This window comes from Agrococcus jejuensis (assembly GCF_007679035.1).
Classification (GTDB): Bacteria; Actinomycetota; Actinomycetes; order Actinomycetales; family Microbacteriaceae; genus Agrococcus; species Agrococcus jejuensis_A.
Genome location: NZ_VEFR01000007.1, coordinates 23453 through 36534 on the forward strand (window position 1 = coordinate 23453; position 13082 = coordinate 36534).

The following is a 13082-nucleotide window of genomic DNA, read 5'->3' on the forward strand; positions in this document are numbered from 1 at the left end:
CGTCCCACGTGCGGTGCCTCCCGCTCGCTGCCTTGCGCTGCCGACCCGTCAGGTCCTACGGGCGAGCACGGTCGACGTCGCCCACGCCGGCGTCGGGCAGCACGATCGTGCGCAGGTGGCCGGCGAAGCCGCTGGGCGCTCGGCCGTCGGCGCGTCCCGACGTGCGCACCGATCCACGCGCCGTCGGCACGACGCGGCGCCCTGCCTCGCGAAGCGCGGTGACGATCGACACGTCCTCGTGCGCGGCGAGCGGCGGGAAGCCGCCGACGGCGCGGTAGGCGTCGAGCCGCACGCCGAGGTTCGCGCCGTGGATGCGCTCGCCCTGCTGCGCGCGCGCATGCCAGCGGGCGAGGGCGGCGGCGCTCGCGTGCTCCGGCGGCAGGTGCACGAGGCCCAGCACGACGTCGGCGCCCCGGTCGGCATGGCCCAGATGCACCGCGAGCCAATCGGCCGGCACGACGCTGTCGGCGTCGGTCGACGCGACCCACACGGCTGCCGGGTCGGCGCCGTGGCCGTCGTCGCCCGCGGCGTCCACGCCGACGTGACGCGCGACGCCGACGCGGCCGGCCTGCGACACGACGACCGCGACGCCCGCATGGGCGGCGGCGAGCGCCGCGGTGTCGTCGCGGCACGCGTCGGCGACGACGACGCATCGGGTGCGGATGCCCACGGCCTCCACCGTGGCTCGCGCGACGGCGATGGCGTCGAGGCATCGGTCGATGCGGTCGGCCTCGTCGCGGGCGGGCACGACGATGCGCACCTCGCGGATCCTCGTCATCGGCCCGCCTCCGGCATCGCCGAGCGCGCCGCGCGCAGCTCGAGCCGCACGTCGCCGTCGGCGTACGACGCCGCGCGCGGCGGCATCGACGGCCGGTCGAAGGCCTCGTGCACCGCATCGGCGTCGAGGGGCCAGCCCCGCACGGGATGCCGCCAGTGGCACAGCAGCACGACGCCACCGTCGGTCAGCGACGCCTCGACGCGCGCGACGACCTCCTCGAGCGCCGCGGGCGACAGGAAGTAGCCCACCTCCGACAGCACGACGGCGTCGAATCGACCCGCGGGCCACGCATCGGGGATGCTGCCGTGCAGCAGCCGCACCGCGGCGCCCGCCGTGCGCTCGGCAGCGCGAGCGAGCGCCGCCTCGGAGGCATCGATCGCCACGACCTCGTCGGCGCGCTCGGCGAGCGCTGCCGTCGTCACCCCCGTCGAGCAGCCCAGCTCGAGCACGCGACCCAGCCGCTCCTGCGGGAGCATCGCGAGCAGCAGCGCGCGCTTGCGGCGCTCGTACCAGCGCACGTCGGCGCCCCACGGCTCGGGCTCGGCGACGTGCAGCCGGTCGAGCCGGTCGTCGACGGCGCGCGGCGCCACGACGTACCGCTCGATCGGACCGCGGAAGCGCTCCAGCACGTGCTCGCCGAGCAGCACCTCGTCGCCCGGCTCGTCGGAGAGCGGATGCACCTGGCTCGCGTGCGCCGCGATCGCGCGGTCCTTCGCTGCCCGCTCGTCGGCGTCGAGCGCGAGATGCACGAGCTGGTCGTCTCCGAGCCTCGACGGCTCGGCAGCGTGCAGCAGCCAGATCGGGTACTCGAGCAGCCGCGCGTCGGTGCGCACCGCCGCGATCGCCGCGGCGCGGCCGGCCGCCTCGTGGTCGGGATGGCCGTCGTGCCGATACGGCGCGACGAGCAACGCGTCGCGCCCGTCGCCCAGCAGGTCGACGATCGCTGCGACGACGTCGTCCTCGTGCGCCCCGACCGTGCCGTCGGCGATGCCGAGGTGGGTGAGCCGGGCGCCGACGACCCCGAGCGCCGCGGCCGCGACGACCGACTCGCGGCGGCGGCGCTCGCCGAGCGCTGCTCGCGTGTGCGTCGGCGACCGTGGATGCGACGCGTCGCCGTCGGTGAGCACGAGCACCGACGTCGGCACGCCCGCCGCCGTGCATCGCGCGACCAGGCCGCCCGCCCCGAGCGACTCGTCGTCGGGGTGCGCGGCGATCAGGAGCACGCGTGCGACGTCCGCGACGTCGATCTCCGGGCCTACGGCATCCGCCCATCGCGCGGTGGGCGTGCCTGCATCCGCGTGGTGGAAGGTCACGCGCGCTCCTCGACCACGGCGCGACCGAGCGCGGCGTCGTCGCGCTCCGCATGGTGCTGTCGCACGTAGACGCGGAGGTCGTCGACGCGTCGCGCGTGCTCGGCGTCGAGCGCGAGCGGCGCCGGGCCCATGGCGTGGTCGGCGCACCGCACGACGTCGTCGACCACGGCCGCGATCGTGCCGCGCACGCGCAGGGCGAGCGTCGCGGGGTCGACGGCCGAGTCCGCGGCATCGACGATCGCCGCGGCCTCCGCGAGCATCGCCCGCCCGGCGGCGAGCCCCCGATCGACGCGGCCGAGCAGCGACAGCGCCAGCTGGTCGGGCGCACGACGACGGCTCGCGGCGAGCATGGTGCGCGCGATGCCGGTCGCGCCGCCGAGCCAGACGGCCGCGACGCCGATGCCGCCCCACGCGAACCCGGCGCGATCGAGGTACCAGCCGGGTGCGCCGACGGCGACGGCGGGCACGCCCTCGAGGCGGATGGGCACGCTCGGCACGTCGACGAGCCCGCGCGACGCCCATGCGTCGGCGGGGTCGACGGTCACGCCGTCGTGGTCGAGGGCGATCGAGAACAGGCCGCGATCCTCGCCGACGAGGGCCGTCACGAGCGCGCGGTCGAGCCGCCCCGCGAGCGAGCACCACGGCTTCGACCCCGAGAGCGACCATGCGGCGCCCGAGCTCGACGCCTCGAGGCGGTGGCCGGCTCCCTCGGCCGCGTAGACGCCCCAGCGCCCGTCGTCGGGCGCATCCATCCCCGCCGCGTCGAGGATCGCGAGCGCGTCGAGATGCGGCTCGAGCGTGCGCGCCACGCCCAGGTCGATCGCCGCGATCGTCGCGAGCCCCGACCACAGCGTCGCCGTCGACCCGGTGCCGGGATGCGGCAGCGCGTCGGCCGCGCGAGCCGCGACGCGCAGCGCTCCGGCGATCCGGTCGTCGTCGGCGATCGCCTCGCGCGCCAGCCGGGCGACCTCGCGCACGACGTCCGCGTCGGCAGCGCCGACGACGACCGCGTCCTCGCTCGAGGGCGCGGTCGCACGAGGCGTCTCGGAGGTCATGTCGCGACGCTACCGACCGCGCTCCCCGCGCCGTTGCCCCTTGCGTCCCGCACCGCGAGGTGGGACGACGCCGACCCCGAGTCGCGCGCACGCTCGCACCATCCGCCCGGCATCCGCAAGGCCGCGCGGCGCACCCGCCGAAGTACCTAGCGTCGGAGGCATGGCTGACCAGTACACGTTCGCAGACCCCACGACGCTCTACGCCGACATCGACACCAAGGCGATCTCGCAGGAGGGCTCGGGCCTCGACTCCGAGATGCGCGATCGCGCCGACCTCGGCGAGCAGACCTACCGCGGCACCGGCCGCCTCGAGGGACGCAAGGCGCTCGTCACCGGCGGCGACTCCGGCATCGGCGCGGCGACCGCCATCGCCTTCGCGCGCGAGGGCGCCGACGTCGCGATCTCCTACCTGCCCGAGGAGGAGTCGGACGCCCAGCGCATCGTCGCCCTCATCCAGGACGCGGGCCGCACGGCCGTCGCGCTGCCCGGCGACATCACCGACCGCGAGACGAGCCGCCGCGCCGTCGAGGCGACGGTCGAGCAGCTCGGCGGCATCGACATCCTCGTCGCCAACGCCGGCCGGCAGCAGTACGTGAACGACATCGCCGACCTCACCGACGAGTCGTTCGACCAGACGTTCAAGACCAACGTGTACCCGCTGTTCTGGATGGTGAAGGACGCCGTGCCGCACATGCCGCCGGGCTCGACGATCATCGCGACCTCCTCGATCCAGGCGTACTCGCCGTCGGAGCACCTCGTGGACTACGCATCGACCAAGGCGACGCAGAACGCCATGTGCAAGGCGCTCGCGCAGCAGCTCGCTCCCAAGGGCATCCGCGTGAACGTCGTCGCTCCGGGCCCGATCTGGACGCCGCTGCAGACCGCGGGCGGACAGCCGACCGACGCACTGCCCGACTTCGGCGAGCAGACGCCGCTCGGCCGCGCGGGCCAGCCCGCCGAGCTCGCACCCGCGTACGTGTTCCTCGCGTCTCCCGAGTCGAGCTACGTCGTCGGCGAGACGCTCAACGTCAACGGTGGGATGCCCACGCCGTGACGTTCGCGTGGCAGGTAGGCTCCGGCCCCCGCTGGCAGGGCGGCGAGCCCGTCGACGCCCCGGTGGACGGCCGGGACGCCGACGGCTACGCCGACCTGCGCACCTACGCCACGATCGGCGACGGACGCACGATCGCGCTCGTCTCGCGCGGCGGCGCCATCGACTGGCTGCCATTGCCGTCGCTCGACTCGCCGCCGCCCTTCGCCGCCCTGCTCGACGCCGAGGCGGGCGGGCGCATCCTGCTCGCCCCCGTCGACGAGCACACGTCGAGCCGTCGCTACGTCGACGGCGGCAACGTGCTCGAGACCACCTTCAGGACGGCGTCCGGCGTCGTGACGGTCACGGACTCGCTGAACACCGGGCAGGCCGGCAGGCTGCCGTGGTGCGAGCTCGCGCGCCGCATCGACGGCGTCTCGGGACACGTGCGGATGCGCGGCGAGATCGCGCCCGGCACCTTGCTGGGCGCCGCGTCGCCATGGGCGAGCGACACCGTGCACGGCACGGTGCTGCGCGTCGACGGCCTCACGCTCGCGCCCCGCACGCTGCACGACACCGGGGTCGACGTCGAGGAGCGCCGCGTCGTCGCCTGGTTCGACGCCGAGGCGGGCTCGCGCCATCTGCTCGGCCTCGTCGCGACCGACGAGGAGCCGCTGCCGCTGCCGACGCCCGAGGCGATGGACGCGGGCGTCGACCGCACGATCGAGACGTGGACGCGGTGGACGCGGTCGTGCGCGTACGACGGACCGTGGAGCGCGGCGGTCGGGCGCAGCGCGCTCGTGCTGAAGCAGCTCATCCACGCACCCTCCGGCGGCATCGCCGCAGCGGCCACCACGTCGCTGCCGGAGTCGCGCACCGAGCCGAAGGGCTGGGACTACCGGTTCTCGTGGGTGCGCGACACGGCGTACTCGCTCTCGGTGCTGCTGCAGCTCGGCGTGCTCGAGGAGGTGCACGCGGCGATGTCGCACATGCTGCGCATCCTGCGGGCGCAGCCCGATGCGACCTCGGTGCTGCACGCCCTCGACGGCAGCGACCCGGGGTCGGAGGTGACCGAGCACGACGTGCCGGGATGGCGCGGCGCGCAGCCCGTGGTCACGGGCAACCGCGCGACGGGCCAGCTGCAGCTCGGGGTCTACGGCGACCTCTTCAGCATCGTGCAGCTGTACGTCGACGCAGGCAACGTGCTCGACGCGCCCACCGGCAGGCTCATGACCGAGATCGCCGACCTCGCCGCCGACCGGTGGCGATCGAAGGACGCCGGCATGTGGGAGCTGCCCGACGAGCGCCACTACACGTCGTCGAAGCTCGGCTGCTGGCAGGCGCTGCAGCATGCGGCCCATCTCGCCGACCTCGGCCAGATCCCCGGCGACGCCGACCGCTGGCGCTTCGAGGCCGACGCGATCCGCGACTGGGTCGACGAGCACTGCTGGTCGGAGTCGCTCGGCGCCTACGCCTGGTACGCCGGCTCCGACCTCCTCGACGCCTCCGTGCTGCTGCACGCCATCAGCGGCTTCGACCGAGGCGATCGCATGCGGTCGACGCTCGACGCCATCGAGCGCGACCTGACCTTCGACGGCCACGTCGTGCGATGGTCGGGTGCCGAGCGCGAGGAGGAGTCGTTCGTCGCGTGCTCGTTCTGGCTGGTCGCCGCCCGCGCGCTGTGCGGGCAGGTCGACGTCGCCCGCGAGCGCATGGAGCACCTCGTGGCGACGGTGCCGAACGACGTCGGCATCATGGCCGAGATGGTCGAGCCCGCCACGGGCGCGTTCGCCGGCAACCTGCCGCAGGCGCTCAGCCACCTCGCGCTCGTGAACGCGGCGCTCACGATCCAGTCCGTCGAGCGCGGGGACCTCGAGGGCCACGACTGATGGCCGCGCTGCGCACGCGGCTCGCTACCGCATCCGCAGGCGCGGCTCGGCAGGGCGTCGCGACCCTCGTCTCGCCCGACCGTCTGCTGCTCGCGGCGAAGGGTGCGGCGGCCGCGATGCTCGCGTGGCTCGCGGCCAGGGCGCTGCCCGGCTTCCTCGACGAGTACGCCTACTACGCGCCGTTCGGGGCCGTCGTCGCCATGATGCCGTCGGTCGTCGACTCGTTGCGCACGGGGCTGCACACGCTCGCGGGACTCGGCATCGGCGGAGGCATCGCGATCGCCGCGTACCTCGGCGGGCTCCCCGTGCTCGCGACCGTGCCCATCGTCATCGTCGTCGCGATCCTCGTGGCAGGACTCCTGCCGCCGGGCCCCGGTCGCGACTACGTGCCCGTCGCGGCGATCTTCGTGCTCATGTCGAGCGGCGGCGATCCCGAGATGTTCGGCACCGCGTACGTCGTGCTCACGGCGATGGGGCTCGTGATCGGCACGGTCGTGCACCTCGCGATCCTGCCACCGCTGCGCACGCTGCCGGTCGACCGGCGGATCGAGGCGCTGCGAGCGGCCGCGGCGTCGCTGCTCGACGACCTCGCGAGCCAGCTCGACGACGCCGCGCAGCCGGCGGTGTCGCTCGAGCATCGAGCCGCCGAGCTGCAGCGCGCCGTCGACGACACGCAGGCGGCGCTGACCGACGCGCAGCGCACCCGCCGCGCGAACGTGCGAGCGATCGGCGGCCGCTACACGCTCTCGATGAGCACGGTGCGCTTCGGGGAGCTGCGTGCGACCGTGCGCGAGCTCGTGGCGCTGGCTTCCGTCGTGTCCGACGAGCGCACGACGCTGGCCGTGCCCGATGACATGCCGCAGCAGCTGCGCGGCGAGGTGGCGGACGCGCTGCGCAGGCTCGGGCGCGCCGTCGAGCAGGCGGACGGCGGCGACGACCTGCGCCAGGCGTGCGCCGAGGTCGTGGAGGCGCTGCGCGCATGGGAGGCGCCGACCGCCGCCGCCGCCGCGGCCGCCGGCGCGCTCGGACACCACCTCGTGGCGCTCGAGCAGCGCATCGACGGCCGGCCCGCCGAGCAGCCCTAGCCCCGAGCAGCCGTCGGAGCGCCGAGCGGCTCGGGGCGCGGCCGGATCACGGCACCGCGCGCCCGCCCGTGACGCCGATGACCGCTGCCGAGGTGTACGTCGCCTCGTCGGACGCGAGGTAGACGTACGCGCCCGCGACCTCCGCCGGCTGCCCGGCGCGGCCGAACGGCGTGTCCTGCCCGAACTCGGCGACCTTCTCGTCGGGGAAGCCGGTGGCGGGGATGAGCGGCGTCCACACCGGTCCGGGTGCGACGGCGTTCACGCGGATGCCGCGCGGACCGAGCTCGGCCGCCATGGCCTCGACGAACGCGCGCTGCGCCGACTTCGTCATGGCGTAGTCGACGAGACCCGGCTTGGGGTCAGCCGACTGCACCGACGAGGTCACGATGATGGAGCCGCCCTCGGGCAGATGCGGCACCGCCTCCCGCGCGAGGATCAGCAGCGCGTAGAGGTTGGTCTTGAAGACGCGGTCGATGCCCTCCCACGAGATGTCCTCGATGCCGTCGCGCTGGCGCTGGTGCGCCGCGTTCGAGACGAGCACGTCGAGGCCGCCGAGCTCGTCGACCGTGCGTCGCACGGCGTCGATGCACGCCTGCTCCTCGCGCAGGTCGAGGGCGAAGGCGACGCCCCGCCGGCCCGCCGCCTCGACGGCGGCGATCGTCTCGGCCGCGTCGTCGGCCTCCTCGGGCAGGTGCACGATCGCGACGTCGGCGCCCTCGCGGGCGTAGGCGATGGCGACGGCGCGGCCGATGCCCGAGTCGCCACCGGTGATGAGGGCGCGACGGCCCGCGAGCCGATCGCGCCCGACCCAGCTCGTCTCGCCGTGGTCGGGAGTCGGATCCATGGGCTCGGTGAGCCCCGGCTGGCTGGGCTGCTGCTGCACGGGGAACTCGGACGGATGGTGCTCGGTCACGGTGGACGTCTCCTTCACGCGTCGGGTGCCCAAGACGACCAGGGATGCGGCGGGCGCGGCACCCCCTTGCGTCGATCGGATGCGCCCGCGACCGGGTGCCCGCGCGAGGCTCGAGCGGAGCCGTCCCGAGGACGTGGGAGGAGGAGCGTCAGGCGACGTCGTCGATGCCGAACAGCACCTCGAGCGCCTCGAGGTAGTCGGCGTGGCGGCCCTCGGCCGCGAGGTCGCGTGCGCGCACGCTCGGCTGGTGCAGCAGCACGCCCGCGAAGTGGCGCAGCGCCTGCTCGGCCGCGAGCTGCTCCGCCTCGGTGCCGCGCCGGCGCACGCGCGTCAGCTCGGCGTCGAGCGCCTCCGCCACGTGCCGACGCAGCGCGGCGACGGCGGGGCCGAGGCGCTGCTCCTCGCCGACGCGCTGATACGTCTTCGCCGCCTTCTCGACGAGCGCGCGAGCGTCGTCGGTGGCGGTGAGGTGCTCGAGCGGCGCGTGGATGCGGATGGTCTCGAGGTCGAGCAGCTCGACGCCGTGCACGCGCGACACGTCGGGGGCGACGTTGCGCGGCAGACCCATGTCGATGACGAGCTGGCTCGAGCGGCCGTGCTCGACGGGGCACGACGTGCCGGTGACCTGCATGGCGACGGGGCACACGGCGGGCTCGACCCGCATCGTCTCGCCGCTCGCGAAGGGGAACGAGGAGGTGCCGAACGGGCTGTGGCCACCGGACGCACGACCGCCGACCGCGGCGAGGCGCGGATGGCCGTCCGGCTGCCCGTCGTAGGCGTGCGTCGCGGCCAGCGCGTGGCGGCCGGCCGCGATCATCGCGGCGTCGATGACGTGCTCGCTCGACGTCGTGCACGTCACGACCACGTCGGCGCCCGCGAGCGCGAGCGGCGCATCCCGTCCGTCGACGTTGCCGATGCCGTGGCTCTGCGCGAATCGGTCGCCGCGACCCGACGGGCTCCACACCTCGACCTGCTGCACGCCGCGGTCGCGCAGCGCCGCGAGCGACGCGGCGGCGAAGCGGCCAGTGCCGACGAGCAGCACGCGCGCCTGCGACCAGTCGTGGATGCGGTCGCTCGCGAGGTCGAGTGCGAGGCGCACGATCGAGCGGCCCTGCTCGCCGAGACCCGTGCGGCGCTTCACGCCGCGCTGCGTCTCGATCGACCGCTGGAAGAGGCGCTCGAGGTCGCTCGTCGTCGTGCCGGCGTCCTGCGCGTTGCCGAGCGCGCGACGCACCTGGCCCGCGATCTCCCCCTCGCCGACGACGACCGACTCGAGTCCGGCGGCGACGGCGAAGAGGTGCTCGGCCGCGTGCGCGTCGTACAGCGCCTCGACGTGCTCGATCTCGCCGGGGGCGCCTGCCCTCGTCAGCGCGGCGTCGAGCGCGACGCGAGCGGCAGCATCCGCCTGCTCTGCGGAGACGTCGAGGTACGCCTCGAAGCGGTTGCAGGTCGACACGACGACCGCACCGTCGACGCCTGCGGAGGAGGCGAGGAGGGTAGGCAGCATCGTCGCGTCGGCAGCGGCGAGGCGCTCGAGGACGTCGAAGTCGGCGTTCCGGTGGCTCGCCGTGAGGCAGATGAGCACAGACCCATCGTACGCGCCTTCGGATGCGCTGGGGTTCGCGCATGGCGTGATGCCGTGGGGCCGCTCGTGCGCGGCATGGGGATCAGGGTCTCCACAGCATCACGTCGAGCGGCTCGATCCCCAGATCGACGCCGGCCCGGTGCGCCCAGCGACGAGGTGGGCGAGGGTGCAGGGCATGGTCGACCCCGTCATCCTCCGCCACGGCGTGCTCAGCGTGCGCGAGCTCGAGGACCTCGGCCTCGGGCGCTCGCAGCGCGAGTCGGCGCTCGCCTCCGGACGCCTCGAGCGCGTGCGCACGGGGTGGTTCGCGCGCCCGGACGCCGACCCCGACCTCGTCGCAGCCGTGCGGGGGCGCGCATGTGTCGCATGCGCGAGCGCGCTGCGTCTGCGCGGTGCGTGGGTGCCGGAGAGCCTCGGCCGCCACCACGTTCGCGCCGCACGCCGCAACGACCGATGGCGACCCGACGGGTGCCGCTCGTACGGTCCCGCGGGTCCGTGTCGTCAGCGATCGACGACGTCGCGACCGCGTCTCGCTGCCTGCTCCGCTGCGGCTCGAGCGAGGACGTCGTGGTCGTGCGCCTGACGTATCGACAGATCGTGCACGACTGGCCACGGGTCGAGCAGGACCTGCTCGCGATCGTCCGCCGCGGCGGCCACCGCCGGCCGAGACGCGCGAAGTGATGCACTGCGGGCCTTCATCTGCATGCTCCGTGCGAGGCTCCGCTCAGCATCACTCCGTGGGAGCCGCACCGCAGAAGGCGACGCGGTTGCCCGATGCAGACCGCACACGACGAAGCCCCCGACCGCAAGGGGTCGGGGGCCTCGTGCGAGTCGCTACTGCTTGTCGCCGAAGACGTTCTTCGCGGCGTCCTTCACGTTCTCGCCCGCCTGCTTGGTGTTGGCGCTGGCCTGGTCGCCCTGGCCCTCCGCCTGCAGACGCTCGTTGTCGGTGGCGTTGCCGAAGGCCTCCTTGGCCTTGCCCTTCAGCTCCTCGGCCTGGTTCGAGATCTTGTCTCCGAGTCCCATGGGCTCCTCCTTCTCCTCGTGGCGCACGAGGTCTCCCTCGCGTGGTCCGTGATCGACGATGCCCCTCGAACCTCGCAGGCGCCACGGGTTGCGCTGTGCGCCATCGAGGTGGCACGGCGTCCTCTTCGCCCCCCCCCTGCACGAGGAGGTCGTACGACGATCGAACGACCGGTTCGACGACGGCATCTGCGGCGCAGCAGGTGCCCGCCGGTGGCAGGGCCACTACCGTCCCCCGCCCATCGTCATCCGATCGACCCGAATGGGGCGAGCGCGATCGCGCGCAGTCGCCTCCCATTACCGCCTTCGAGACGCGGCTGACAAGCGCTCGTCGAGCGCCGAGGAAGAGATCTCAAGATTCCTCGTGACGAACCCCGCGGTCGTGACGTCTCCATGACGTAGGACCTCGAACGCACAGAGAAGGAGCCGACCATGGCCACCACCAACGCCACCCCCAACACCGTCGCCGCAGCCGGCGCGACCGGCACCACGACCGTCGTCGACCCCGTCGTCGCGAAGATCGCCGGCATCGCAGCACGCGAGGTTCCCGGCGTGTTCGACCTCGGCGGCGGCGCCGCACGCGTGGTCGGCAACATCCGCGACGCCATCGGCCAGCGCGACCGCGGCCAGGGCATCAAGGTCGAGGTCGGCGAGAAGCAGGTCGCGGCCGACGTGACGATCGTCGTGGAGTACCCGGAGCAGCTGCAGGTCGTCGCCGAGAACGTGCGTCACGCCGTGGCTCGCGCGATCACGGAGCTCGTCGGCATGGAGGTCGCCGAGATCAACGTGACCGTCACCGACGTGCACATCCCGGGCGACGACGACGACGAGGCCGAGGAGAGCCGCGTCGCATGAACGGCTACACGCTGGGGGCGCTCGCCGGCCTGATCCTGGCCTTCTTCGGCCTGGCATTCGGGCTCGGCGGGTTCCTCGTCGCCCTCCTGCTCGGCGCGGTCGGCGCCCTCATCGGCGGCATCGCCACGGGGCGCCTGAACCTGCGCGCCGCGGTCGACGCGGCACAGGGCCGGAGCCGGGGATGAGCATCCCCGGACGCATCTCGATCGAGCCTCGAGCGATCCGGACCGTGGTCGAGGCCGCGACCGCCGAGACGTTCGGCGCTCCGACCGGGAGCGTCCGGGCGAAGGTGCAGGCCGAAGGCGGTCGGCTCGAGCTCGACATCGCGACGCCCTATGGCGGCGCCGAGCCTCTGCTCGGCGCCGCCGCGGGCGGCCGCGACGCGATCTCCGCCCGCGCGAGCGAGCTGACGGGCGCCCGGTTCGACCGGGTGCGGCTGCGCATCACCTCCCTGACCGACATCGACGACCGAAGGAGGGTCGAATGAGCTGGATGCGACGCTACGAGCGCCGTGAGCTGCACCGCTCGCGCTCGCTCACGTCCTCCATCGCGCTGATCGTGACGGCACTCGTGCTCGTCGCGGGATCGCTCGTCGCGATCCTCGGCCCCCTCGGCCTGCTGCCCTCGGGCATCACCGGCGAGGGCGTGGAGACCTTCCTCGTCTCGGCCGGTGCCGCGAGCACCGCGACGGGCATCGGCGTGATGATCGTCGGCATCGTGTGGCTCGCGCTCGGCCTCTCTGCCGGGCGACGGAGCCGACGCGCGCTCGAGCGGGAGGGCGTCGTGCTCGTCGTCGACGACGCGACGTTCGCCAGCGCCCTGTCGGGCACCGTCGCCAGGGCCGCGCACGTGGGATCGGGCGCTGCGAGCACCGTGCTCGGCCGTCGCCGTGCGGCGACGACCCTGCGCCCCGAGGCCGGCTTCGACGCCGACCTCGACGCGGCCCGCGCGGCCGCGACCACCACCCTCGATGCGCTGCGGCCCAAGCGGGGTCTCCGCGCCGACGTGAAGGCGAGCACCTCGTGACCACCACGAATCGCGGATGGAACCGCATCGTCCTCGTGCTGCTGGGCATCGTCTGGCTGGCCGCCGGCGCGGGCCTGGTGGCTCGGCAGATCTGGGCCGACCAGGTCGTGCAGGCCTGGGAGGCAGCCCCGCAGGCCGTCGCAGACGGCTGGGCGGCGATCACCGCGCAGCTCGGCCTCGAGCTCGGCGCACTCGATCCCGCAGCACTGTGGACGGTGGCGCTCGTCGCGGCGGCCGCGCTCGTGCTGGTGTGGGCCATCGTCCACGCTGCGACGCGCGGCAAGGGCCGCACCTCCGACGCGGTCGACCAGGACGACGTCGTGATCGAGGCCGGCGCCGTCGAGGACGTCTTCCGCGACGCGCTCGGCACGCACCCCGACGTGCTGCACGTGAAGGTCACCTCGTGGCGGCACCGCGGCGCGAATGCATGGCGCGCGAGCGTCGACGTGCGCGACCACGCGCGGCTCGACGAGGTCGCGGATCGCGTCGCGGCAGCCGCGACCGCCACGCGGGAGCGGATCGGCATCGAC

At 74.2% G+C, this 13082-nt stretch carries 14 protein-coding genes; 8 read left to right on the plus strand and 6 right to left on the minus strand.

Annotated features, from left to right (window positions below):
* Positions 1 to 55: 55 nt before the first annotated feature.
* From FS793_RS15740 to FS793_RS15750, 3 genes are read right to left on the minus strand one after another with little or no spacing between them, the layout of a single operon-like run.
* On the minus strand, positions 56 to 778 hold the full coding sequence (locus FS793_RS15740) for a glycosyltransferase (RefSeq protein ID WP_144722093.1): 723 nt from the start codon (positions 776 to 778) through the stop codon (positions 56 to 58).
* Positions 775 to 2091: a PIG-L family deacetylase gene (locus FS793_RS15745; RefSeq protein WP_186329566.1), complete on the minus strand. Its 1317-nt coding sequence runs from the start codon at positions 2089 to 2091 to the stop codon at positions 775 to 777. Before FS793_RS15745 ends, FS793_RS15740 begins: the two co-directional genes overlap by 4 nt.
* Positions 2088 to 3146, minus strand: coding sequence for an acyl-CoA/acyl-ACP dehydrogenase (locus FS793_RS15750; protein ID WP_144722095.1), 1059 nt, complete (start codon positions 3144 to 3146; stop codon positions 2088 to 2090). Before FS793_RS15750 ends, FS793_RS15745 begins: the two co-directional genes overlap by 4 nt.
* A gap of 160 nt (positions 3147 to 3306) precedes the next feature.
* On the opposite strand from FS793_RS15750, the gene FS793_RS15755 reads away from it, so the two are divergent.
* Genes FS793_RS15755 through FS793_RS15765 form a run of 3 tightly spaced genes read left to right on the plus strand, consistent with a single transcriptional unit; the run spans position 3307 to position 7150 of the window.
* Entirely contained in the window at positions 3307 to 4200 is an 894-nt protein-coding gene (locus FS793_RS15755) for an SDR family oxidoreductase (protein ID WP_144722097.1), read from the plus strand.
* Positions 4197 to 6065: a glycoside hydrolase family 15 protein gene (locus tag FS793_RS15760; protein ID WP_440130472.1), complete on the plus strand. Its 1869-nt coding sequence runs from the start codon at positions 4197 to 4199 to the stop codon at positions 6063 to 6065. Before FS793_RS15755 ends, FS793_RS15760 begins: the two co-directional genes overlap by 4 nt.
* Complete coding sequence (locus tag FS793_RS15765; protein WP_144722099.1) at positions 6065 to 7150, plus strand: hypothetical protein; 1086 nt, start codon at positions 6065 to 6067, stop codon at positions 7148 to 7150. The genes FS793_RS15760 and FS793_RS15765 overlap by 1 nt, the downstream gene beginning before the upstream one ends.
* 46 nt (positions 7151 to 7196) lie before the next feature.
* Here the strand turns inward: FS793_RS15765 and FS793_RS15770 are convergent, their stop codons facing one another.
* The 3 genes from FS793_RS15770 to FS793_RS15780 form a co-directional block, all read right to left on the minus strand.
* Positions 7197 to 8063, minus strand: coding sequence for an SDR family oxidoreductase (locus tag FS793_RS15770; RefSeq protein ID WP_260980217.1), 867 nt, complete (start codon positions 8061 to 8063; stop codon positions 7197 to 7199).
* Positions 8064 to 8211: 148 nt separating this feature from the next.
* Entirely contained in the window at positions 8212 to 9648 is a 1437-nt protein-coding gene (locus FS793_RS15775) for a glutamyl-tRNA reductase (RefSeq protein ID WP_144722101.1), read from the minus strand.
* Between the two features lie 834 nt (positions 9649 to 10482).
* Positions 10483 to 10674 carry a CsbD family protein gene (locus FS793_RS15780; RefSeq protein WP_144722103.1) on the minus strand — a complete coding sequence of 64 codons (192 nt, stop codon included), beginning with the start codon at positions 10672 to 10674 and terminating at the stop codon, positions 10483 to 10485.
* A 429-nt stretch (positions 10675 to 11103) separates the two neighbouring features.
* Here FS793_RS15780 and FS793_RS15785 point away from each other — a divergent pair, with 429 nt between their 5' ends.
* The 5 genes from FS793_RS15785 to FS793_RS15805 all read left to right on the plus strand — a co-directional run.
* On the plus strand, positions 11104 to 11526 hold the full coding sequence (locus tag FS793_RS15785) for an Asp23/Gls24 family envelope stress response protein (protein WP_144722105.1): 423 nt from the start codon (positions 11104 to 11106) through the stop codon (positions 11524 to 11526).
* A complete protein-coding gene (locus tag FS793_RS15790; protein WP_144722107.1) occupies positions 11523 to 11711 on the plus strand; it encodes a hypothetical protein in 189 nt (62 codons plus the stop codon). Before FS793_RS15785 ends, FS793_RS15790 begins: the two co-directional genes overlap by 4 nt.
* Positions 11712 to 11755: 44 nt before the next feature.
* Positions 11756 to 12013: a hypothetical protein gene (locus FS793_RS15795; protein ID WP_144722109.1), complete on the plus strand. Its 258-nt coding sequence runs from the start codon at positions 11756 to 11758 to the stop codon at positions 12011 to 12013.
* Positions 12010 to 12552: a hypothetical protein gene (locus FS793_RS15800; RefSeq protein WP_144722111.1), complete on the plus strand. Its 543-nt coding sequence runs from the start codon at positions 12010 to 12012 to the stop codon at positions 12550 to 12552. Before FS793_RS15795 ends, FS793_RS15800 begins: the two co-directional genes overlap by 4 nt.
* The coding region (locus tag FS793_RS15805; RefSeq protein ID WP_144722113.1) for a hypothetical protein at positions 12549 to 13082 on the plus strand (534 nt) is incomplete at its 3' end. The genes FS793_RS15800 and FS793_RS15805, both read left to right, overlap by 4 nt.

What these genes read in the sequence shown, in the direction of transcription:
- FS793_RS15755 (WP_144722097.1), top strand. Translation starts at nt 3,307, where the DNA reads ATGGCTGACCAGTACACGTTCGCAGACCCCACGACGCTCTACGCCGAC.
- FS793_RS15750 (WP_144722095.1), bottom strand. Translation starts at nt 3,146, where the DNA reads ATGACCTCCGAGACGCCTCGTGCGACCGCGCCCTCGAGCGAGGACGCG.
- FS793_RS15800 (WP_144722111.1), top strand. Translation starts at nt 12,010, where the DNA reads ATGAGCTGGATGCGACGCTACGAGCGCCGTGAGCTGCACCGCTCGCGC.
- FS793_RS15765 (WP_144722099.1), top strand. Translation starts at nt 6,065, where the DNA reads ATGGCCGCGCTGCGCACGCGGCTCGCTACCGCATCCGCAGGCGCGGCT.
- FS793_RS15790 (WP_144722107.1), top strand. Translation starts at nt 11,523, where the DNA reads ATGAACGGCTACACGCTGGGGGCGCTCGCCGGCCTGATCCTGGCCTTC.
- FS793_RS15780 (WP_144722103.1), bottom strand. Translation starts at nt 10,674, where the DNA reads ATGGGACTCGGAGACAAGATCTCGAACCAGGCCGAGGAGCTGAAGGGC.
- FS793_RS15740 (WP_144722093.1), bottom strand. Translation starts at nt 778, where the DNA reads ATGACGAGGATCCGCGAGGTGCGCATCGTCGTGCCCGCCCGCGACGAG.
- FS793_RS15785 (WP_144722105.1), top strand. Translation starts at nt 11,104, where the DNA reads ATGGCCACCACCAACGCCACCCCCAACACCGTCGCCGCAGCCGGCGCG.